Genomic DNA, 18,720 nt, shown 5'->3' with positions numbered 1-18,720 from the left:
CTTCCCCGGCCTTATCCTACCAAATCGGCCAATACTTCAAATCCAACGACCTGACAAACCAAGCGGACGGCGGACAAAGGCCCGGCGAAAGCAGCCCCGCCCACCTGCTGGCGCACAGCATCCTCGGCGCCGTCGTCGCCGCATCCGGCGGCCACAACGCCCTCTCCGGTGCCCTGAGTGCCGGCGGAGCCGAAGCCGCCGCCCCCGTATTGAGCCGCTGGCTGTATGGCAAAGCGGCGGCGGAGCTAATGGGCTGGATAGATGGACATCATCATAATAATAACCATTTTGTTGGTACGGATAAGTTTCTTCGCGGCCTAACCGGCTCCATACAAGGTTGTGCACAGGGTATTTGCATTGGTCGGGACCGTCCCTTAGTGGGAAATGATCATGGAATCGGCTCAACAGAATTGGGTATAGGCACCAGAGGAGGGACGGTAAGCATAGGCTATACTTTTGATCCTTATGATAATCAGTCTGTTTCTGATAAATTTGAAAGAGGTAATCAGTAATGTCTAAATTCAATAAGAAATTTAGTGTTTTTTTTCCAATAATCAGCGCTATTGCGATTATGATTGCTGTTTATTTTGATATGCCGGACTCAGAGGAAAAAGTATTTCAAGATAGAAATAAAGCATTGGCGATAGAAGAAATTCATCGGATAGCAGAAAATATGGGGGCAGAAGTACTGAAAACAGGATACAAGCCATTAGGAGCAACTACAGTTGCTTATACTGCCGATTACCGATTACCTGAGTGTATCTCGTCTGAGAAATGGAAGGCCGTACTCACTCAGTCAGGCTATGAGTTTTCAAAAGTTGTTCCTGAGAATAGAGATTTTTGGAAAAGAGGAATTATCGGCAGCGCCCCTCTGGGTAAGGATCAATATTGCAATGAAGAATTATGGATTAACTTGCAAGTTTCATATTACAGAAAGCGGTCAGAATAATCGTTTTAAAATCTGTATTCTTATTTCATGTCTATATGAATGAATCAAAAATAAAATTTGATATTATCCTTATCGTATTTGTAGTGTGTATATCTGCTATTGCAATTTATCTTCAGATGCCAAGCAGTGAAGAGGATATATTACAAGAGAGAAACAAAGCAATTGCGATTGAGGAGGTTTATAAGATTGCAGATAAAATAAATGGAAAAGTGGTTAGGGTTGGATATAAATCATCCGAAGGATCTTCGATATATTACTCTGCTGTTTATGATCTGAATAATTGTATTACTTATTCAGAATGGAGGAATTTTGTTAAACAGTTAGGTTATTCTGTTTCCACAGTTGTTATGGAAAATACAGAGTTCAATAAAAAAGGAGTGTATGGAAGCATACCTGGAGGATATAAGGAAAAATATTGTGATGAATTATATATTAAATTTCTAGTTAATTACTATTAGCTATATGGCATTCTAGATGCTGCCCGTTCTGCTCCCGCCTTGCCGCCCGGCTGCAGACAAAACCCGCCCGGCTCCGTCAGCCCCGATGCCGTTCAAGCCGATTACTCCTACCATCCCGCTTCAGGTAGCCATATCGGTCCGCAAGGGGGAAAACATCCGCCCGCTGATTGGGCACAGCCCTGCGCGCCGATGCCGGAATTGCAGGGTAGGGCGGGGAAGCAGATATTGCCATGGGCGGTGGCGGTGGTACATCAGTACAACGACTGCCGGCGGCAGCATCAGGGGCTGGTGGAGGCGTGGCCGAAGTAGGAATAGGAAAAGCCACCTTTTCAGGTGGCTTTGTCCCTTAAATGTCCCAAAAATTTGCAACTCATTGAAACATCTTGGTGTATTGGTGCCGGCGGCAGGATTCGAACTCGCGACCCCCTGATTACAAGTCAGGTGCTCTACCAACTGAGCTACACCGGCATAGAAGGCGCGCATTATGCCGCCGAGTGCGCTATTTGGCAAGTGTTGCGGGCGTTTTGGGCCGAAAAACAATGTTTTTTCTGTGAAAGTTGTGTCCTTGGTAAGCGGGTTGGTTTCGGTGTGCCGGTGCAGCTATGGTGCGGTAGATAAGATCATGCTGGGAAATAAACGCTTTCAGGTAGCCTGAAGCCTTTGCAACCGTCCATCTGCGGCGCATGTCTGCGTGGTGCGTTGATGCCTCAGGAGACAGTTCGCTCGCCTAAGCCTGTAGCCGGTTTGTCTCTCTCACAAGGATTCCTGGCAGTCGCACTTGTTGGGCGGCTGCACTTTACAGCCATCCACATTACTTTACAGCCATCCACATTGGGCGGTTGCCTAAAGGTTTCGGCCTGTTCCGCGCAGTCATCAGGCTACCTGAAAAACGATGAGATGTTAGCCGGTCAGTTGTTTGGTAATCAGGTGTTTGACCGGCGGCAGATTGTTGCTCAGGCGCAGCACGGCGCTGCGCAGCAGTTTGGCCGGCGGGGCTTCGTTGGTGAACAGCTTCACCATAAAGTTGGTGCCGTGGTAGAGCGCGCGGGTGTGCAGCATGTGGCGGGTTTCGTAGCGTTCCAGCAGGGTGTCGTTGGCGATGTCGCGGCCGGCGGCTGCGGCCTGCACAATCAGTTCGGCCAGCAGGTCGGCGCTGGCAACGCCGAGGTTGAAGCCGTGGGCGGTAACCGGGTGCATGCCGACGGCGGCGTCGCCGATGAGGGCGGTGCGGCGGGCGACGAAGCGGCGGGCGTGTACGCCGATCAGGGGGTAGGTGTGGCGGCTGCCGGCGGGCGACATGGTGCCGAGTTTGCCGTGCAGCTGCTTTTCCAAATCGGCGGCGAGCGCTTCGGGTGAAAGGTCGAGCACTTCATGTACGCGGCGGTTGTCGATGGTGATGACGCAGTTGGTCATGTATTCGCCCAGGGGCAGCAGGGCGATGGTGCGGCCGTAGTGGAAGCACTCGTAGGCGGTGTTTTCGTTGGAAATGGTGTGGGCGAAACGGGCCACGATCACGGTGCGGCCGAAGTCGTGCAGGTCGGCGGAAATGCCGGCCTGGCGGCGGGTTTGCGACATGCGGCTGTCGGCGGCCACCATCAGGCGGGCGGAAACGGTGTCGCCGTTGGCCAGGGTAACGGTCACGCTATCGTTGCCGTTGAGGGCTTCTTTCACGCTGCTTTCGGTGAGAAAGCGGACGTTGGGATAGGCTTTGGCCGATTCATAGGCGGCACGGCGGATGTTGTGGTTGGAAATCAAAAAGCCGAGCTGGCCTTTGCCGTCGGTGGGGGCGGGAAAGTCCAAGGTGTAGGGAGAGCCGCCGTTGAGCACTTTGGCGGCTTTGAGCGGGTAGATTTCGTCTTCGGCAATTTTTGCCCACATGCCGAGTTTTTCCATCACGGCGCGGGAGGGGTGGGTCAGCGCGATTTCGCGGCCGTCGTAGGGCGGGTTGGCCAGGGTTTCCTCGCTGCTTTGTTCCACCAGTAGGATGTCCAAGCCGCTGGGGGCGGCTGCGGCGGCAAAACTGAGGCCGGCAGGGCCGGCGCCGATAACGACGATGTCACAAGTGTGCTGCATGGGAGGCTCCGTGTGAATGGAAAACAGTGCGGGGTAGGATAAATGAAAAGCCCGGCGGCTTTCCATTATACTTGAGGCTACCTGAAAACCCGAAACGGAATTCTTGCAGATGGAGCAGTCTTTTCAAGATGTTTTAAAACAGCTGGGCAAGCAGGCCCGGCAGGAGCGCGCGGCTGAGGCGGAACGCTTGGCCGCGGAAAAGAAAGCGCGGGTGGAGGAAGTGGATTTCGCTGTGGCCGTGGGCGCGGTGGTGCCGCTCAAAAGCAGCAACCGCGCCGTTTTGCCGCGCGACACTTCGCCGATTAAGCGGCGGGCGCAGCCAGAAGAAGGGCTGGAAGAGGCGGACTATTTTTATGTGGGCGACCAAAGCTGGGACGAGCCGCCGCGTGTGTTCAGCAAAAACGGCCGCGGCGAAGACGATATCCGCCGTCTGCTCGGCGGGCATTGGCCGGTGGTGGCCAAACTCGATTTGCACGGTTACCGGCAGGAGTCGGCCCAGCAGGTATTGAACGAATTTGTGGCTTATGTGCAGAAGCGCGGGGTGTGTGCCGAAATCGTGCACGGCAGCGGCTTGGGTTCGCGCGGCTTTACGCCGGTACTCAAAACCCTGGTGCGCCGCTGGCTGATGGAGCATCCCGAGGTATTGGCCTACGCCGAACCGCACCGGCACAACGACGGCGCCGTCCGCATTTTGCTGCGCAAAAGCCGGCAGGGCGGATGAAGTGGCCGCTTGTTCATTCAGAAACCCGTTGAACGTATCGGTGCCGCAACAATCCTGCCGCATCCGCCCCGCTGCCGGGCAAATTTGCCCACAAGCTGTGCAAATTGAATTAAAGTGCGCAACCTGAATGTATTCGTATAGTGTTTTTATGATGTCGCGTTTTACCCCGAATTTGATTCCCGTTTTATTGTCTGCCCTGATGGTTGCCCAGCCGGGCGTGGCTTCGGCCCGCGATGTTCAGGCCGAGCGCGAGCATTGGGCGCAACACGCCCGCAGCAGCGATGCCGCCTTGGCCGAGTCCGTACGCGGTCTGCAAAGCCTGTATGCCGAAAGCCAAGACCCGCGCGTGCGCGCCGACCTGATTGCGCTTCTGCTGCGCCAAGGCAGACAAGCGGATGCACTGGCGGTTTGCCGCCAATGCGCACCGACGCAGTTGAGCGCCGATGAACTGGAAAACCTGGCCAAAGCCGCCCGCGACCAGAAACAGTTTGCGCTCTCTGCCGCTTATTACGGCCAGCTGCAACAGGCCGCGCCGCAGCTGAAAATCGGTTTTCTCGGCGCCGCACTGACGGCTGTGGATGCCGGCCAATACAGCGCGGCGAAGCAGCACATCGATATCTACCGCGGCCGTTTCGGCGAAGATGCCGATATCCGCCAAGCCGCCAATTATCTGGCCCAACGCAGCCAAAGCCTGACCGATCAGCTGCTGGGTCTGCAGTCCCAATTGGCCGCCCATCCCGAGCGCGAAGACTTGGTGTTGCCGCTTTACCGCACCGCCGCCCAGCTGCGTGCTTACCCGCAGCAACAGCAGTTGATTGAGCGCTATCCGCATTTATTCAACGCCCAAGACCGTTTGTGGCTGCAAAAAGACCAAGCGGTCAGCCTGCTGCGCAGCAGCACCGAATCAGGCAATGTGCAGAACCTGCAAACCGCTTACGACAAGCTGAGCCAAGTGGTGAACGAAGCGCCAAAAGGCGGCGATCTTTATTTGGCCGCGCTGCGCGACCGCATGGCTGCGGCCATTGCGCTCAATAACAGCCAACAGGCTTTGGAAGATTACCGTACCCTGCAGCCCTACGGCGAGCAGCCGGAATATGTCAAAGCGCAGTACGCCCAGGCTTTGATGATGTCGGGCAGTCCGCGAGGGGCTTACCACACTTATTCCGAACTGGCGCAGCGTCAGCAGACCCAAAGCGGCAGCATTTCGCCCGCCATGCGCGAGCATCTGGTGGCAGCGCAAGCCGATTTGGGCTACTACACCCACGCCCAGCAAGAGCTGGAGCGCTGGAATCCGCAGCGTTACACCAACGACTTCACCCACACCCGCCGCATCGAAAACCCGTATTACGACAAACAGTATTTCTGGAACGTCCGCCTTGAAGCCTGGAACGGCAATCTCGACCGCGCCATTGAGCTGATGGACGCTTGGTTGGCGGAAAAACCGAATGATCCCTGGGGCATGATGCTGCGCGGCGATTTGGCGCAATGGAACGGCCGCAACGACGAAGCGCTGGTGTGGTTCCGTCAGGCCAAAGAACAGCTGCCGCCCGACAACCAAGCCGGCATCGACAGCAAAATCGGCATGACGCTGATCGACAGCGGCAATTGGCGCGCCGCCGCCGAAATGGCGCGCGGCATGGACAGGCAAGATCCGCGTTACCGCGGCTTTTGGGAACATTACGACAATGCCCGCGCCGCCCAGCTGAGTGTTTCCGGCCAAACCAGCAAAACCACCTCGCCGGCCGACGGCACGGAATGGCTGCAAAGCACCACTTTATACAGCCCGCGCAGCGAAGGCGGTCATCGCGCTTATGTGACCCAGCAGAGCAATTACGTGCCCAACCACGGCGACGAAATGCGTACCGGCCGGGCGGGCTTGGGCGGCGAAATCAATCTGTATCCGGTTACCTTGAATGTGGAGGCCGGCCACGGCACCCATTTGAACGATAAGCCGTATGCCCGCGTCGGCGCCAATTACCGCGCCAACGAGCGCCTCAGCCTGCAGGCTGCTGCTGCGGTCAATAGCGCCAATACGCCGGTGAAGGCCGTCAATCAAAACGTGTATGCCAACGAATACACCGTCAGCGCCAATTACGCCCATTCGGCCGATACCCGTGCCGGCGGGGGCGCCAGCGTGATGACGTTTGACGATGACAACGTGCGGCAAAACTACTACGCTTGGTTGTCGCACAGCTTGTGGCAGCACAACCGCTGGCGTTTGGCCGGCAGCGCTTGGGCGGATCATACGCGTAACCGCGACATTCCCGAGGCCCACTATTACAACCCGCACCACAGCAGCACCGTCAGCGGCTCGCTGAACCTGTCTTACGGCATGCCGCTGGCCTACCGCGTCCACCTCACCCAGCAGCTCACCGGCAGCCTGGGCCGCTTCTGGCAGTCGGGCGAAGCGGCGCAGAACACTTGGCTGCTGAAATACGGTCACGACTGGCGCGTGGGCAACACGTTCGGCGTGGGCTACGAATTCGGTCGTAAACAGGCCATTTACGACGGCAAACCCGAATTTCAAAACTTCGGCAATTTCAATTTGAACTGGAAGTTGCAGTAAATATGGCCGTGCCAGCGGGATGGCGGCCGATCAAACCGTGCGGCAGTGGATGCTGCCGCACGGTTTGGCTTTTCAGGTAGCCTCAGGCCGCCAATAGCCTTTTCCCAGCAAAGAAACAGCGCGGTTGCCGGCCACGATGAAATGGTCGAGCAGGGGAATCTCCACCAAAGCCAGCGCCGCATCCAGGCGTCGGGTAAAGGCGATGTCTGCTGCCGACGGCTCGGATGAGCCGCCCGGGTGGTTGTGGGCGAAAATCAGAGCCGCCGCATGGTGTTGCAGTGCCAGGCGCACAATCTCTCGGATGTAAACCGTGTTTTCGGCCACCGTGCCGCGCGACAGTTCTTCAAACGCAATCAGGCGGTTTTGCTGGTTGAGCAGCAGGGCGGCGGCGATTTCCACCCGTTCGCCGGCCAATTGCAGCACCAGATAATCGGCCACCGCCTCGGGCGAAGTAAAAGCCGGCGTCTGCCGCATCTCCTCCGCCAGCAGGCGGCGGCCGATTTCGCGCACCACGGCAAACTGGCAGAACGAAGCCTCGCCCATGCCTTTGTGGCGGGTGAGTTCGGCAGCCGGCGTATTCATCAGGCGGTTAAGTGAACCGAATTCGTGCAGCAGGCTGCGCGCCAAATCCACCGCACTCATGCCTTGCGTGCCCACGCGCAGCAGAATGGCCAACAGTTCGGCATCGCTCAGCGCCGCCGCACCTTTTGCCAGCAGTTTCTCGCGCGGCCGTTCGCCTTCCGGCCATTGTTTGATGCTCATATGCGCCTCCTCGGATATTGGGAGCGTATAAGGGGTAAACGGTTTTCAGGTAGCCTGAAACGGCGGGGTGCAAAGACGGTGCCGTTTTATGGGCGGCACCGTGTCCATATGGATATAGAGCAATTCGTCTTTTTTAACAGATAGTTTGATTTAGCGCAGAAAAACGGCCGGTATTTTGGTGCCTTTTACATAAAAATGTTGGAAAAATCACGCAGGCACGGCTACAATCGCCCTCCCTTTCTAAAAATCCAAATTATTATAAAAACGGAGTCTTCACACTATGACAGCTAAAGGACAAATGTTACAAGATCCTTTTTTGAACGCACTGCGCAAAGAGCATGTTCCGGTATCCATCTATCTGGTCAACGGCATCAAGCTGCAAGGCCAAGTGGAATCTTTCGATCAATACGTGGTATTGCTGCGCAATACTTCGGTGACCCAAATGGTGTATAAGCACGCCATCTCCACCATCGTACCGGCGCGCGCCGTGAGCCTGCAGCAGGCCGAACCCAAGCCCGCCGCCGAGCCGCCCGCCGCCCAGTAAGCTTTGATTTGTTGGCGCACTGCCCGTTTGCCGCGGCAGTGCGTTTCGCATTTTGGAACACGCAAACATGAACACACAAACCGTAGCTGTGATCGGCGCCATGCAGCCGGAAATCGAGCGTTTAAAAAACAGTTTGGACAACTTAGTCACCGAAACCTTCGGTGCGTTCACCCTATACAGCGGCCGTTACGGCGGCAAACAGGTGGTGCTGGCTTTGAGCGGCATCGGCAAAGTGAATGCGGCGGCGGCCACCGCCGTGTTGGTGCAGCGCTACCGTCCCGACTGCGTGATCAACACCGGCAGCGCCGGCGGTTTGGGGCAGGGCTTGGCGGTGGGCGATGTGGTGATCGGCACCGAGACCGCGCACCACGATGTGGACGTGACCGCATTCGGCTATGATTACGGCCAAGTGCCGCAACTGCCGGCGCGTTTTGTTTCCGATGCCGCTTTGTGTGCGGCCGCGGAAACGGCGGCCGCGGCTTTTGCCGGTGCGCGCGTACACCGCGGGCTGATTGTGAGCGGCGACCAGTTTGTTCACAGCAGCGAGGCCGTGGCCGCCATCCGCAGCCGTTTTGCCGGCGTGCAGGCGGTGGAAATGGAAGCGGCGGCGATTGCGCAAAGCTGCCACCAGTTCGGCGTGCCGTTTGTGGTAATCCGCGCGGTGTCCGACTTGGCAGACGAGCAGGCCGACACCAGCTTTGAGGCGTTTTTGGAAACCGCTTCCGTGCACTCGGCGCAAATGGTGCAGCATTTGATCGAAGCCCTGTAAGCCATGCCGCTGCCGCTTTCCGCCCAAATCGCCCTGGTGGCTGCAGCGGTGATTGTGGGGCGTTGGTCAGCCGGCAGTTCTGTTTGTGGTTGAGTCCCTGTTTCGACAAGCTGAGATCTTGCAAAATCCGGCCCACTCAATATCCGAAACCGCAGATGAGGGTTTTGCAGAGGTCTCAGCCTGCGGCATCAGCAGAAGGAGTGGTGTCCATAGCCCGGGTAGGGGCGGCTGTCTTGCTCCACCCAAGGGGCATCGCCGTCTTGACTCGGTGTGGTTTGCTAGAAAAAGTTGCTCATTTGAACGTCCCTAAATAGCCGGGCGGCAATTTAGGGGGCATGGGGATATTTTGCAAAAGTCTCCGGCTATGCGAGTAAGCAGTAACGCTAGGCGTAAACGCACAATGCAGAAATGCAAATCGGATTGATGTCTTGCAATGGCGTTAGCCAAAGAACGGCAAATTGAACCTCAGGCTACCTGAAGAGATCAGGCTGGGCCGGCCAGCCAGATGGCGCTGAGCATACGGCCGGTTTGGCCGTCGCGGCGGTAGGAGAAGAAAGTATCGCGTTCGAGCACGGTGCAGTGGTCGCCGCCGTAGATTTGGCCGATGCCTTCGCGTTGCAGTACCAGGCGGGCGAGGGCGTAGATATCGGCCAAGTATTTGCCGTTGCCGATGTCTTGAAAGGTGGCTTCCGCCGCATGGCCCAAGGGCAGGCAGAAGGCTTCCCAGACGTCCCGGCCGACTTCGAAAGCGTCGGGGCCGATGGCGGGGCCGAGCCAGGCCATGATTTCCAAGGGCGGCACCTGCATGGCGGCGACGGTGTTTTGCAGAATACCGCCGGCCAGCCCGCGCCAGCCGGCGTGGGCGGCGGCCACCACGCTGCCGGCGCGGTCGCAAAGCAAGACCGGCAAGCAGTCGGCGGTCATCACCGCGCAGGCGGCTTGTCCGCTGCGGTCGAAGGCGGCATCGGCATGGATCGGGGCGGCCACGCTGTCGGCGGCGGCCACCACGCGGTTGCTGTGGGTTTGTTCCAGATAAGCTAAGGGCAGCGGCACGGCTGCTTGTACGCGGCGGCGGTTTTCGGCCACGTCGGCCGGCCGGTCGCCGACATGGGCACCCAAATTGAGGCCGGCAAACACGCCTTGGCTGACACCGCCCCGGCGGGTGGTGATTAGGGTGCGGACGTTGGACGGCGCGGGCCAGTCGGCTTGCAGGAAGCCGTGGGTGTTTTCAGGTAGCCCTAAGGCGCTGTGCAGGGTTTTGTCGGGCAGCATGGGGTATCTCGGCAAGCGTGGCGGCGGATCGGGCGGGTTCTGGGGCTTATTCCGATGCGGGCGGGACGGGTTTGGAGGGCAGCAGGCCGGCTTCGCGCAGGCGTTTTTGCTGGGCGTCGTAGGCGGCTTTTTCTTTGCGGTAGATTTCTTGGATGCAGGCGTCGCCGCATTCGCTGCCGCAGCATTCCCAATCGGCGGGGGCTTCGGGTTCGGGCAGCAGCGGTTCGTCGGCAACAGAGGACTGTTTGGGCTCAGTCATGGTCGTATCCTGCGGCGATGTCGAGCACCGTACCGTTGAATTCGATGGTGTCGCCGGCGCGGATTTTGGCGGTTTTGCGGGTTTCGATGCTGCCGTTGCGGCAGACCAAACCTTCGGCAATCAGGGCTTTGGCCTGTCCGCCGCTGTCGGCCAGGCCGGCCAGTTTCAGCAGGTCGCACAGGGCGATGTATTCTTGGTCTTCGAGATAAACGGTGGCGTGCATGATGTGTGGCGCTCGGGGGCTACCTGAAAACCTTCAGGTAGCCCGCATGGGGTCTTAATGGGGCTGGAGCAGGCTTTGATCCAGCGTGAGTTCGTCGTTTTTGTTGATGCCGATGTGGCGCTGGAGGATGTTTTCGGCGATTTGGTGCGCTTCGGCCAAAGAATGCATTTGGTAGGTGCCGCATTGGTATTCGTTGAGTTCGGGAATGCGGTTTTGGTCTTGCACGGCCAAAACGTCCTGCATGGCGGCCTGCCAGGCGGCGGCCACGCGCTCTTCGCTGGGGGTGCCGATCAGGCTCATGTAGAAGCCGGTGCGGCAGCCCATGGGGGAGATGTCGATGATTTCCACGTCGTCGCCGTTGAGGTGGTCGCGCATGAAACCGGCGAAGAGGTGTTCTAAGGTGTGGATGCCTTTTTCGGGCAGGATTTCCTGATTGGGCACGCAAAAGCGCAGGTCGTAAACGGTGATGTCGTCGCCTTTGGGGGTGCGCATGTTTTTGGCAACGCGCACGGCTGGGGCGTGCATACGGGTGTGGTCAACGGTGAAGCTGTCGAGCAGGGGCATGGTGGGGTTCCTTAATGGGGTGGATGGGGCGGCATCATAGCATAAGCGGCGGTGCCGGCTAATGAGGCCGAGGCCTTCGCAAAATCCCCATCTGCGGCGCATTTCTGCGTTGTGCGCTGCTCACTCGCTTGCCTATCTATCTGATATGTATGAACTCGCTGCGCTGCTACGCCTTGAGCTGCATCCACATCTGGGGGTTTTGCAAAGGTCTCAGGCCTTAAGATTGGGCCGGCGGCCAGGAAGAATAGGGGTGTTTGCTCAGATAAGCGTTGGTGTAGTGGCCGTGGCTGGTGATTTCTTCACCCAGCCAGGCCGGGCGGGGATAGGGGGTGTCTTCGTCGGGCAGCTCCAGTTCGGCCACCACCAGAGGGGCGTTTTCGCCGAGGTATTCGTCGATTTCGAAGGTGAAGCCTTGGTAAGAAACGGTGTAGCGGTACTTTTCCAGTTTAAACGGGCACAGGCCGGACAAAATGGCTTCGGCGTCGGCCAGGGGAATCTGGTATTCGAATTCGCTGCGGCTGACGTCGGAAAGATAGCCTTTCAGGGTGAGCCAGGCTTGGCTGCCGCTGATGCGCACGCGGATACTGCATGCCTTGTCCACTTTCAGGTAGCCTTGGCGCAGGATTTGCGGGACGCCGGCCAAGGCGCGCCAGTCGTTGTTGGCCAGCAGGAAGCGGCGTTCGATTTCAATGCTCATGATTTGAAGGCTCAGAAGGGTTTGTATACCACCAGATACAGCGCGAAGGCCATGATGAACACCGGAATTTCGTTGAATACGCGGTACCAGCGGTGGGAATAGCGGTTGCGGTTGTCTTGGAAGTCAAGCAGCAGGCGGTAACAGTAGAAGTGGTAGCCCAAAAGCACCACGGCCAGCGTGAGCTTGGTGTGCACCCAGCCTTGGCCCCACCAGCCGGCAACAAACGGAATGGCGAAGCCGGTGATGACGGCGCCGATGCCCAGCGGCGTCATGAATTTGAACAGGCGCTCGGCCATGCCGAGCAGATGGCGGTATTCGGTGCTGCCCGTGCCCACGGCGGCGAGGTTCACATAAATGCGCGGCAGGTAAAACAGGCCGGCAAACCAGGCGATGATGAAGAAAATATGCAGCAGTTTGAGCAGAAGGTACATGATCAGGCTACCTGAAAGGGAAGGCGGCTATTGTAGCCGAAGCGGGTGTGTGTCTGCCACGGCGGGGCCGGCGTGGGGTGGGGATTAAGAAACGATGCGCCCCAGGTATTCGCCGAGCCGCCACCATTGGAACACCATCAACGACACCACTTCGCCGGCCATGAATTTCAGACCTGTGCGCCCGTGATAGCGGCTGGTGGGCGTGGCTTCGGTTTGGTAGTTGAGGCCGGCGTAGCTGGCCATGGCGGCGGCGCGGGCGAGATGGTGGGGGTCGCTGACGATGATCACGCTGTCCAAGCCGTTGCGGCGCAACAGATCGCGGGTATTGAGCAGGTTTTGCAGGGTGTCGCGCGAGGTGTTTTCATACAGAATGTCGCGCTCGGGAATGCCTTGGGCCAAAGCGTAGCGGCGGCCGACTTCGGCTTCGGTCATGAAGCCGGCTTTGGGTGTGCCGCCGGTGAAAATGAGTTTGCCCACCCGCCCGCTGCGGTAGAGCGTGATGCCGTGCTTGATGCGTTCGCGGAACACGGGAGAAGGGTTTTTGTCCCAAGCGGCCGCGCCCAAAACCACCGCGGCATCGGCGCGGTCGGCGGTTTGCCCGGCATAGTGCTGCACCTGCCAAACGCACCACACCGCCTGCATCAGCACCAAGAGGAGGCTGATTTTGATGCCGCGCCAAAAATGGCGCCGCAGGCCGGAGCGGGGGAGTCGGGGCATGGCGGCTCAGTCGAACAGGGCGGTGATGTTGTCCAGCGGCCGGCCGATGGCGGCGCGTTGCCGGTACACCGCAATCGGGCGTTCGATCAATGCCGGATGGCGGTGCATGGCGCGGATGAGGGCGGCGTTGTCGGCACCTTCGAGGCCGAGTTCGGCAAACAGGCTGTCTTGGCGGCGCATCATCTGGGCGGGGTCGGTGAAGCCGAGCTGCGCGAGTAAAGCCGCCAGTTCGCTTTCGGAGGGCGGCTGTTTCTGGTAGTCAATCACTTGAACGGGGGCGGGGCTGTGCTGTTGCAGCCAATCGAGGGCGGCACGCGATTTGGAGCAGCGCGGATTGTGATAAAGCAGGACGGTGTCGTTCATGATGCGAAGTCTGAAGAAAAAACGGAATATATCGTACAATACCTGCCGTGTTCAGGCTACCTGAAGGAGTAGATGATGCGCAAAAGCATCAGAATCATGGCGTGTGCCGTTTGGCTGGCCGCAGCGGCTGCAGCGCAGGGTGCGGATTTGGTTGAGCACCGCAGCAACCGAAGCGTGTCTTTGGATGGCGGCGGCAAACGGATTCAAGTGGTGAATGTTTGGGCCACTTGGTGCGTGCCTTGCCGAAAAGAGATGCCTTTGTTGTCCCGTTGGTATGGCCGCCAGCAGCCGGCACGGGTGCAGATGGTGGGCGTGGCTTTGGATAATGCGGCCAATGTGAGCCGTTTTCTGCAAAGCACGCCGGTGCGCTACCCGATTTGGCGCTACACCGGCGGTGACAGTACGGCTTGGATGAAGCAGTTGGGCAATCCGGTCGGCGCCCTGCCGTTTACCTTGGTGCGGGTGCAAGGTTGCCGCCATCAGCAGCCTTTGTTGGGCGAGGTGGACGAAGCCAAGCTGACGCAGGCGGTCAACGAAGTAGCAGCCCGTTGCCGGGTGTGATAAGCGGCTTGCCGCCTGTAATTGAAATGAAAAAAGAGGCTACCTGAAATGCTTTCAGGTAGCCTCTTGATTATTGGCGCCGCTTATTTTTTCAAAGAGTCGCGGATTTCGCGCAGCAGCAATACTTCTTCGGAGGGCGCGGCCGGGGCTTCTTCTACCGCCGGAGCTTCGCGTTTCATTTTGTTGATCAGTTTCACCACCACGAAAATAGCGGAAGCCACAATCAGGAAGCTGATGAGGGTGTTGATGAACAGGCCCACATTTAGGGTTACCGCGCCGTCGGCTTGGGCGGCCGCCAAGGTGGCGTAGCCGTCGGCAGGGGCGGATACGCCGTTTTTCAAGGTAAGGAACAGATTGGAAAAGTCCACGCCGCCGAGCAAAAGGCCGATGGGCGGCATGATGACGTCGTCCACCAAAGATTTGACGATGCCGGAAAAGGCGGTGCCCACCACCATACCCACGGCCAAATCAATGACGTTGCCGCGCATGATAAATTCTTTAAATTCTTGACGTAAAGACATGGATCTTCTCTCTTTCTAAAATAAAATATCCGTGGGCGCGCATCATAAAGCGTTTTGTGTTGGTTGCGGTTTGCTCGGGTTAAGGTTTGTTATTGAGTGGGCCTGTGGCATGGCGGGTGAATGGATGGGAAGGATAGGGTGCGCGACACCCGAGGTTCGAGAATATGGACACAAGTGAGGGCGGCGGCTAGAACGCCTGTGGATTGGTCTGTGAGAAATCTTTCCGTAATGTGTGACGCCGCAGTTCAGTCAAACTCACGCAGACGCCTCGGAAGCCTTGTCCTGCAAGGCGCGTTGCACGCCGTAGATGGCGCACAGCACCAGCCCGAAGCCCAGCAGCGCGGGCAGGCTCAGGCGCTGGTCGAGAAACACCCAGCCCAGCGCGAAGGCGCATACCGGGCTGAGCAGGCCCAGCGAGGACACCACCGCAGGCGGCAGCAGGCGGATGCCGCGGAAAAACAGCGCATAGGCCAGCACCGCGCCCACCAGGCACAAATACAGGTAGCCGCCCCAGTGGCGCAGGGTCAGCACCGGCAGCGGCGCTTCCAGCCACAGCGCCAGCGGCAGCAGAAACAGGCCGCCAGCCACCAACTGCCAACCGGTAAAAGCCAGCAGCGGCATGGACGACTGCCAGCGCTTGGAAAACCACAGCCCCAGCGCCATCGAGGCCGCCCCGGCCAGCGCCGCAACCATGCCCAGCGCATCGAACCGCGCCTGCGGCGAATACACCAGCAGCGCAATACCGGCCACGCCCGCCAGCGCCCAATACCACGCGGCCTTGGGCTGCGGCTGCCGCCCCAACAGCCAGGACAGCGCCAGCACCATCAGGATTTGCGTCGAAGTGAGAATGGCCGCCAGCCCGCCCGGCAAGCGATAGGCCGCCACGAACAGCATGGCCTGAAACAGGCCGATATTGAGCACGCCCAACAGCAGCAAGCGCAGCCACTCGCCGCGCTGCGGCCAGCGCCGCGTCCACAACAACAGCAACAGCCCGGCGGGCAGACAGCGCAGCAAAGCCGCGTAAAAAGGCCGATCCGGCGGCAGAAATTCAGTGGTGACCAAATACGTGCTGCCCCAGATCAGCGGCGCCAGCGCCGTGGTCATGAGCAGCAGGGGATAACGGGCGGGAGGCGGGTTCATGGAGGCTCCTGTCGATTTATCTTCAACTAAAGACAAATCCATTCTGCTCGCCATTTATCTTTAAGTCAAGATAAAATGACCGCCTATTGCCCGCCAAGGAAGCGCCCATGAAGACCCAGCCCGATCACCAAGCAACGCCCGATGCCGTGGACGCCATCGTCGCCCAATGGCAGCGCGAGCTGCCTGAACTGCCCACCGCCGACATGGCGCTGATCGGCCGCCTCAAGCGCTGCGCCGCGCTGATCCAGCCCCGGCTTGAAGCCGTTTTTGCCGAACATGGCCTCAGCAGCGGCGGCTTCGACGTGCTCGCCACCCTGCGCCGCAGCGGCGCGCCCTATACGCTGAGCCCCACCGCCCTGTTCGCGGCGCTGATGATCACCTCCGGCACCATGACCCAACGCCTCAAACACTTGGAAGCGCAAGGCTGGATCCGCCGCCTGCCCAACCCCGACGACGCCCGCAGCCTGCTGGTGCAGCTGACCGACAGCGGCAAGGCGCTGATCGAGCGCGCCCTCGCCCCCCACGTGGACAACGAAGCCCGCCTGCTCGCCTCCCTGCCGCCCGAGGCTCGCCAGCAGCTCGATGCCGGGCTGGCCGCCTTGCTGCGGGTGTTGGAAGAGAAAGGCTGACGCCCGCAAAGCACTTTGCAGGCAGGCCCTCTCTTCATGCCGGCAGGGCAGGCACGGGGGCGTCGGCGTGGCTCGTGGCTCAGGCGCTTTGGCGCCGCGCTTGCTGGATGCGCTGGAACACATGCTGTGTACCGTCGGCAGTTCCAGCACGGGCGGCAGTATGGGAGCACCCGGCCAGCCCGATGGCAGGGTGCGGGGATGCGTTGACGGGCCGCCGCCTTCGCTCAGCGGGACGCCGCTGCTGGCGTGCACTGTGAGCATGAGCGGGGGCAAGCTGCGCAGCAGCAGGCGCTCGTTGATCAGCCCCAGGCCTGCGAAGATCAGGCCAAACAGCGGGATCAGCCCACCCCCCCCTCTTTCATTTGCAGCGCCTGCCATTCCCAGAAGATGGCAAAGCCGTCCCTCAGACAGGAGAAGGGGATGGCCCACGCATCGGCGCGCCGCAGCAGGGGCTGGGCGGCCCAGGTGGCCAGGCGGTAGAGCGCGCGGCTCATGGCAACGCGGCGACGGACAAAGGGCTGGGCGTTGGCGCATCGCCGCCCACATCCGCCACCACCAATGCCGGTCCATCGCCGGATGCCTGGGCTAGGCACTGCCCTTGCGGTCCCCAAATGGCCGACTGACCCACGGCGACGTAAGGTCCAGTGGAGCCGCCAAAGTTGGCCATGAGTACGTGCCAGCCATAGCGCACGGCGTGGCGGCGAAGCTGGGCGCTGTCGGCCTGCACTCCTGTGGCGGTGGTCAGAATGCCCACGCTGTACAGACGTGCGCCTTGTTCAGCGGCACGCTGGGCGTGAATAGGGTGATTGGCGTCAACGCAGATAGCCAGACCCACCGCCGTGCCGCCCAGCGCCACCACGCAGGCGGGCGCATGGCCCGGTTGGGCAAAGGCGTCTTCCCCCGCGTGCAGATGGTGCTTGCGGTACACGGTACGGCCGCCATCGGCGTGCAACAGCACAGCGCCTATCCACGGCTTGGCGCCCGCTGGGGCAGCGCAGGCCAGTGGCAAACCCACCACGGTGTTTAGACGCAGGCGCTGCGCGGCTTGCGACAGGGTGTTCAGTACGGGGCTGTTGGGGGGCAGTGCGCAAGCAGCCAGGTACTCGGGTTCATAACCCGTCAGTGAAAGCTCGGGAAACTGCAACCACTGCGCCCCCTGCTCCGCCGCCTGTTCCATCCAGCGCAGGTGGTCTTGCGCATTGGCCGCCACATCGCCCGCCACGGGCAGGGTCTGAGCCACGGCCACGCGGCGCAAGGCAAGGCTGGGCATCGCCAAGCATTTCGCGCGATCGACGCGGGCGGTTTTGCCCGGCGTGTTGATGTTTTCGATGTCGATTTTGTCGTCAGACATGCAGCTTCTCCTTGATGGCAATGGGCGGATTTTTGAAGCCCATGGCCGCCCACGCGGCCAACAGCTTGGCGTAAAACCCCAGCGATTGCTTGGGCAGATTGGGCAAGTCGTCGGGTAGTGCCGAGGCGTCGGCCAGGTCGCTCGTCATGGTGCGCATTTGCGGCTTGGGGCGGGAGGCCGCCGGCCACAGATGCAGGTAAATATCCAGCCAGTGCGCGCCCTTGAGCTCCATGAACAGGGGCGTGTTGCAGCAGGCGGCGACCACGCGCCGGGTGCCCGCGTCGTCCGTCAGGCGAAATTCGGCCAGCCGCTCAAAACCTTCGACAAAGCGCACGCGGTCTTTGCGATACAGGGCGGTTGCCGTCGCCCTCAGGGGCGTGAGCAGGTTCTGCGCCTGCGCAAGCGTCGCCAAACGCCCGGCGGCGGCGCGACAGCTGTTGCACAGGCATTCGGTCACCATAAACGGCGCGCCGATCACTTCGATGCGCGTCTTGCCGCAGCGGCAGGCCAGCGGGGTGGATGGGGTCATGGATGTTTCTCCTTCTGTGTCAAGGGCTGCCTGAAGCGCTTTCAAGCAGCGGTGCGCGGTCACGTTTGTGGTGCACCGTAAGTTTTCAGGTAGCCTGACGCAGCCACCAATACGTGGTGCTCGATATGCGTCCCATGGCAAGCGCTGCCCGATCTGCCCCGACCAATGGGCGCTGCAATATGCCGGCAGGCGGCTCTTCTGGCAAGGGCGCAGTTTGGCAGACCCTTGCCACCGTGCTGGTAGTCAGGCCAACACTGGGCAATCCGGGCATAAGTCAACCGCTAGAGCAATTTCGATTTAATTCATTACATACCCAGCTGATTTGAAGTAATTGGCACACTCTTGAGCCGAAAACAAATCAACCAGCTGCCCCATGCGCTGCCACAGCGCACCCACCGTGCGCTCGCCCGCCCTGCGCAGCAGGGCCTTGAACTTGGCAAAAAGCTTCTCGATGGGGTTCAGATCCGGCGAGTACGGCGGCAGATAGCGAATGCTGGCGCCCACGCCTTCGATGGCTTCTCGCACGCCCGCCACTTTGTGGCTGGAGAGGTTGTCGGCAATGACGATGTCGCCAGGGCGAAGTGTCGGGCACAGAAAGGTTTTGACCCACGCCGGAAACAA

Annotated in this window: 25 protein-coding genes, 1 tRNA gene and 1 pseudogene; 10 read left to right on the top strand and 17 right to left on the bottom strand. The window is 59.7% G+C overall.

What is annotated here, in order from left to right:
• From HMPREF9371_RS12790 to HMPREF9371_RS12570, 3 genes are all read left to right on the top strand, one after another.
• Positions 1 to 512 (top strand): hypothetical protein (locus HMPREF9371_RS12790; RefSeq protein WP_009119583.1); only part of this gene is annotated, 512 nt, incomplete at its 5' end.
• Complete coding sequence (locus HMPREF9371_RS08230; protein WP_009119582.1) at positions 512 to 949, top strand: hypothetical protein; 438 nt, start codon at positions 512 to 514, stop codon at positions 947 to 949. The genes HMPREF9371_RS12790 and HMPREF9371_RS08230, both read left to right, overlap by 1 nt.
• A 35-nt stretch (positions 950 to 984) precedes the next feature.
• A complete protein-coding gene (locus HMPREF9371_RS12570) occupies positions 985 to 1,407 on the top strand; it encodes a hypothetical protein (protein ID WP_156787014.1) in 423 nt (140 codons plus the stop codon).
• Between the two features lie 392 nt (positions 1,408 to 1,799).
• Here the strand turns inward: HMPREF9371_RS12570 and HMPREF9371_RS08220 are convergent.
• A tRNA-Thr gene (locus HMPREF9371_RS08220) sits at positions 1,800 to 1,875 on the bottom strand.
• A gap of 432 nt (positions 1,876 to 2,307) precedes the next feature.
• A complete protein-coding gene (ubiM, locus tag HMPREF9371_RS08215; RefSeq protein ID WP_040661000.1) occupies positions 2,308 to 3,480 on the bottom strand; it encodes a 5-demethoxyubiquinol-8 5-hydroxylase UbiM in 1,173 nt (390 codons plus the stop codon).
• Positions 3,481 to 3,589: 109 nt separating this feature from the next.
• Between ubiM and HMPREF9371_RS08210 the strand changes: the two genes are divergently transcribed.
• Both HMPREF9371_RS08210 and pgaA read left to right on the top strand, forming a co-directional pair.
• Positions 3,590 to 4,201, top strand: a complete 612-nt coding sequence (locus tag HMPREF9371_RS08210) for a Smr/MutS family protein (protein ID WP_009119578.1) — start codon at positions 3,590 to 3,592, stop codon at positions 4,199 to 4,201.
• A gap of 148 nt (positions 4,202 to 4,349) precedes the next feature.
• Positions 4,350 to 6,767 carry a poly-beta-1,6 N-acetyl-D-glucosamine export porin PgaA gene (gene pgaA / locus HMPREF9371_RS08205; protein WP_009119577.1) on the top strand — a complete coding sequence of 806 codons (2,418 nt, stop codon included), beginning with the start codon at positions 4,350 to 4,352 and terminating at the stop codon, positions 6,765 to 6,767.
• A 72-nt stretch (positions 6,768 to 6,839) separates the two neighbouring features.
• Here the strand turns inward: pgaA and radC are convergent, their stop codons facing one another.
• Positions 6,840 to 7,529, bottom strand: coding sequence for a RadC family protein (radC, locus tag HMPREF9371_RS08200; protein ID WP_009119576.1), 690 nt, complete (start codon positions 7,527 to 7,529; stop codon positions 6,840 to 6,842).
• Positions 7,530 to 7,809: 280 nt separating this feature from the next.
• Here radC and hfq point away from each other — a divergent pair, with 280 nt between their 5' ends.
• Together hfq and HMPREF9371_RS08190 are read left to right on the top strand one after the other, a co-directional pair.
• Positions 7,810 to 8,073: an RNA chaperone Hfq gene (gene hfq, locus HMPREF9371_RS08195; protein ID WP_009119575.1), complete on the top strand. Its 264-nt coding sequence runs from the start codon at positions 7,810 to 7,812 to the stop codon at positions 8,071 to 8,073.
• 67 nt (positions 8,074 to 8,140) lie between these two features.
• Positions 8,141 to 8,842 (top strand): 5'-methylthioadenosine/adenosylhomocysteine nucleosidase, encoded by a 702-nt coding sequence (locus HMPREF9371_RS08190; RefSeq protein WP_040660383.1) that lies wholly within the window; start codon positions 8,141 to 8,143, stop codon positions 8,840 to 8,842.
• Between the two features lie 483 nt (positions 8,843 to 9,325).
• On the opposite strand, the gene pgeF is transcribed toward HMPREF9371_RS08190, so the two are convergent.
• The 4 genes from pgeF to luxS are packed head-to-tail and all read right to left on the bottom strand — an operon-like array spanning position 9,326 to position 11,160.
• A complete protein-coding gene (gene pgeF / locus HMPREF9371_RS08185) occupies positions 9,326 to 10,114 on the bottom strand; it encodes a peptidoglycan editing factor PgeF (RefSeq protein ID WP_009119573.1) in 789 nt (262 codons plus the stop codon).
• Between the two features lie 46 nt (positions 10,115 to 10,160).
• Positions 10,161 to 10,373, bottom strand: a complete 213-nt coding sequence (locus HMPREF9371_RS08180; RefSeq protein WP_009119572.1) for an oxidoreductase-like domain-containing protein — start codon at positions 10,371 to 10,373, stop codon at positions 10,161 to 10,163.
• Positions 10,366 to 10,596, bottom strand: coding sequence for an RNA-binding S4 domain-containing protein (locus HMPREF9371_RS08175; protein WP_009119571.1), 231 nt, complete (start codon positions 10,594 to 10,596; stop codon positions 10,366 to 10,368). Before HMPREF9371_RS08175 ends, HMPREF9371_RS08180 begins: the two co-directional genes overlap by 8 nt.
• A 54-nt stretch (positions 10,597 to 10,650) precedes the next feature.
• Positions 10,651 to 11,160 carry an S-ribosylhomocysteine lyase gene (gene luxS, locus HMPREF9371_RS08170; protein ID WP_009119570.1) on the bottom strand — a complete coding sequence of 170 codons (510 nt, stop codon included), beginning with the start codon at positions 11,158 to 11,160 and terminating at the stop codon, positions 10,651 to 10,653.
• Positions 11,161 to 11,221: 61 nt separating this feature from the next.
• Here luxS and HMPREF9371_RS13915 point away from each other — a divergent pair.
• Positions 11,222 to 11,377: pseudogene (locus HMPREF9371_RS13915) on the top strand (lipoprotein signal peptidase); the annotation flags it as partial.
• Here HMPREF9371_RS13915 and HMPREF9371_RS08165 read toward each other — a convergent pair.
• The 4 genes from HMPREF9371_RS08165 to arsC form a co-directional block, all read right to left on the bottom strand.
• Positions 11,378 to 11,857, bottom strand: a complete 480-nt coding sequence (locus HMPREF9371_RS08165; protein WP_009119569.1) for a CYTH domain-containing protein — start codon at positions 11,855 to 11,857, stop codon at positions 11,378 to 11,380.
• 11 nt (positions 11,858 to 11,868) lie between these two features.
• Positions 11,869 to 12,288 carry a CopD family protein gene (locus HMPREF9371_RS08160; protein WP_009119568.1) on the bottom strand — a complete coding sequence of 140 codons (420 nt, stop codon included), beginning with the start codon at positions 12,286 to 12,288 and terminating at the stop codon, positions 11,869 to 11,871.
• 84 nt (positions 12,289 to 12,372) lie between these two features.
• Positions 12,373 to 13,005: a YdcF family protein gene (locus HMPREF9371_RS08155; RefSeq protein ID WP_009119567.1), complete on the bottom strand. Its 633-nt coding sequence runs from the start codon at positions 13,003 to 13,005 to the stop codon at positions 12,373 to 12,375.
• 6 nt (positions 13,006 to 13,011) lie between these two features.
• Complete coding sequence (gene arsC / locus HMPREF9371_RS08150; protein ID WP_040660381.1) at positions 13,012 to 13,368, bottom strand: arsenate reductase (glutaredoxin); 357 nt, start codon at positions 13,366 to 13,368, stop codon at positions 13,012 to 13,014.
• 75 nt (positions 13,369 to 13,443) lie between these two features.
• Between arsC and HMPREF9371_RS08145 the strand changes: the two genes are divergently transcribed.
• Positions 13,444 to 13,929 carry a TlpA disulfide reductase family protein gene (locus HMPREF9371_RS08145; RefSeq protein ID WP_156787012.1) on the top strand — a complete coding sequence of 162 codons (486 nt, stop codon included), beginning with the start codon at positions 13,444 to 13,446 and terminating at the stop codon, positions 13,927 to 13,929.
• Positions 13,930 to 14,012: 83 nt separating this feature from the next.
• Here the strand turns inward: HMPREF9371_RS08145 and mscL are convergent, their stop codons facing one another.
• Together mscL and HMPREF9371_RS08135 are read right to left on the bottom strand one after the other, a co-directional pair.
• Positions 14,013 to 14,450 (bottom strand): large conductance mechanosensitive channel protein MscL, encoded by a 438-nt coding sequence (gene mscL / locus HMPREF9371_RS08140; protein ID WP_009119564.1) that lies wholly within the window; start codon positions 14,448 to 14,450, stop codon positions 14,013 to 14,015.
• A gap of 255 nt (positions 14,451 to 14,705) precedes the next feature.
• Entirely contained in the window at positions 14,706 to 15,590 is an 885-nt protein-coding gene (locus HMPREF9371_RS08135; protein WP_040660379.1) for an EamA family transporter, read from the bottom strand.
• Between the two features lie 107 nt (positions 15,591 to 15,697).
• Between HMPREF9371_RS08135 and HMPREF9371_RS08130 the strand changes: the two genes are divergently transcribed.
• Positions 15,698 to 16,219: a MarR family winged helix-turn-helix transcriptional regulator gene (locus HMPREF9371_RS08130; RefSeq protein WP_009119562.1), complete on the top strand. Its 522-nt coding sequence runs from the start codon at positions 15,698 to 15,700 to the stop codon at positions 16,217 to 16,219.
• Between the two features lie 338 nt (positions 16,220 to 16,557).
• Here the strand turns inward: HMPREF9371_RS08130 and HMPREF9371_RS12565 are convergent, their stop codons facing one another.
• The 4 genes from HMPREF9371_RS12565 to HMPREF9371_RS08115 form a co-directional block, all read right to left on the bottom strand.
• Positions 16,558 to 16,713, bottom strand: a complete 156-nt coding sequence (locus HMPREF9371_RS12565; RefSeq protein WP_009119561.1) for a hypothetical protein — start codon at positions 16,711 to 16,713, stop codon at positions 16,558 to 16,560.
• Positions 16,710 to 17,570, bottom strand: coding sequence for a carbon-nitrogen hydrolase family protein (locus tag HMPREF9371_RS08125; protein WP_009119560.1), 861 nt, complete (start codon positions 17,568 to 17,570; stop codon positions 16,710 to 16,712). The genes HMPREF9371_RS12565 and HMPREF9371_RS08125 overlap by 4 nt, the downstream gene beginning before the upstream one ends.
• The gene (locus HMPREF9371_RS08120) at positions 17,563 to 18,099 is read right to left on the bottom strand and encodes a GFA family protein (RefSeq protein WP_009119559.1); all 537 of its coding nucleotides are present in this window, start codon (positions 18,097 to 18,099) and stop codon (positions 17,563 to 17,565) included. The genes HMPREF9371_RS08125 and HMPREF9371_RS08120 overlap by 8 nt, the downstream gene beginning before the upstream one ends.
• 297 nt (positions 18,100 to 18,396) lie before the next feature.
• A partial coding sequence (locus HMPREF9371_RS08115) for a transposase (RefSeq protein WP_232203090.1) occupies positions 18,397 to 18,720 on the bottom strand: 324 nt, incomplete at its 5' end.

The sequence above is a fragment of the Neisseria shayeganii 871 genome, from assembly GCF_000226875.1.
Lineage (GTDB): Bacteria > Pseudomonadota > Gammaproteobacteria > Burkholderiales > Neisseriaceae > Eikenella > Eikenella shayeganii.
Note: the sequence above shows the minus strand (reverse complement) of the source record. Positions and strands in the feature narration are given on the sequence as shown.

Excerpts from the sequence above, each read along its gene's own strand:
- HMPREF9371_RS08190 (WP_040660383.1), top strand. The coding sequence starts at position 8,141 with ATGAACACACAAACCGTAGCTGTGATCGGCGCCATGCAGCCGGAAATC.
- HMPREF9371_RS08210 (WP_009119578.1), top strand. The coding sequence starts at position 3,590 with ATGGAGCAGTCTTTTCAAGATGTTTTAAAACAGCTGGGCAAGCAGGCC.
- HMPREF9371_RS08180 (WP_009119572.1), bottom strand. The coding sequence starts at position 10,373 with ATGACTGAGCCCAAACAGTCCTCTGTTGCCGACGAACCGCTGCTGCCC.
- hfq (WP_009119575.1), top strand. The coding sequence starts at position 7,810 with ATGACAGCTAAAGGACAAATGTTACAAGATCCTTTTTTGAACGCACTG.
- ubiM (WP_040661000.1), bottom strand. The coding sequence starts at position 3,480 with ATGCAGCACACTTGTGACATCGTCGTTATCGGCGCCGGCCCTGCCGGC.
- HMPREF9371_RS08155 (WP_009119567.1), bottom strand. The coding sequence starts at position 13,005 with ATGCCCCGACTCCCCCGCTCCGGCCTGCGGCGCCATTTTTGGCGCGGC.
- HMPREF9371_RS08120 (WP_009119559.1), bottom strand. The coding sequence starts at position 18,099 with ATGACCCCATCCACCCCGCTGGCCTGCCGCTGCGGCAAGACGCGCATC.
- radC (WP_009119576.1), bottom strand. The coding sequence starts at position 7,529 with ATGAGCATCAAACAATGGCCGGAAGGCGAACGGCCGCGCGAGAAACTG.
- HMPREF9371_RS08135 (WP_040660379.1), bottom strand. The coding sequence starts at position 15,590 with ATGAACCCGCCTCCCGCCCGTTATCCCCTGCTGCTCATGACCACGGCG.
- HMPREF9371_RS08130 (WP_009119562.1), top strand. The coding sequence starts at position 15,698 with ATGAAGACCCAGCCCGATCACCAAGCAACGCCCGATGCCGTGGACGCC.
- mscL (WP_009119564.1), bottom strand. The coding sequence starts at position 14,450 with ATGTCTTTACGTCAAGAATTTAAAGAATTTATCATGCGCGGCAACGTC.
- HMPREF9371_RS08165 (WP_009119569.1), bottom strand. The coding sequence starts at position 11,857 with ATGAGCATTGAAATCGAACGCCGCTTCCTGCTGGCCAACAACGACTGG.
- HMPREF9371_RS12570 (WP_156787014.1), top strand. The coding sequence starts at position 985 with ATGAATGAATCAAAAATAAAATTTGATATTATCCTTATCGTATTTGTA.
- pgeF (WP_009119573.1), bottom strand. The coding sequence starts at position 10,114 with ATGCTGCCCGACAAAACCCTGCACAGCGCCTTAGGGCTACCTGAAAAC.
- HMPREF9371_RS08175 (WP_009119571.1), bottom strand. The coding sequence starts at position 10,596 with ATGCACGCCACCGTTTATCTCGAAGACCAAGAATACATCGCCCTGTGC.
- pgaA (WP_009119577.1), top strand. The coding sequence starts at position 4,350 with ATGATGTCGCGTTTTACCCCGAATTTGATTCCCGTTTTATTGTCTGCC.
- HMPREF9371_RS12565 (WP_009119561.1), bottom strand. The coding sequence starts at position 16,713 with ATGAGCCGCGCGCTCTACCGCCTGGCCACCTGGGCCGCCCAGCCCCTG.
- HMPREF9371_RS08230 (WP_009119582.1), top strand. The coding sequence starts at position 512 with ATGTCTAAATTCAATAAGAAATTTAGTGTTTTTTTTCCAATAATCAGC.
- HMPREF9371_RS08125 (WP_009119560.1), bottom strand. The coding sequence starts at position 17,570 with ATGTCTGACGACAAAATCGACATCGAAAACATCAACACGCCGGGCAAA.
- luxS (WP_009119570.1), bottom strand. The coding sequence starts at position 11,160 with ATGCCCCTGCTCGACAGCTTCACCGTTGACCACACCCGTATGCACGCC.
- HMPREF9371_RS08145 (WP_156787012.1), top strand. The coding sequence starts at position 13,444 with ATGCGCAAAAGCATCAGAATCATGGCGTGTGCCGTTTGGCTGGCCGCA.
- arsC (WP_040660381.1), bottom strand. The coding sequence starts at position 13,368 with ATGAACGACACCGTCCTGCTTTATCACAATCCGCGCTGCTCCAAATCG.
- HMPREF9371_RS08160 (WP_009119568.1), bottom strand. The coding sequence starts at position 12,288 with ATGTACCTTCTGCTCAAACTGCTGCATATTTTCTTCATCATCGCCTGG.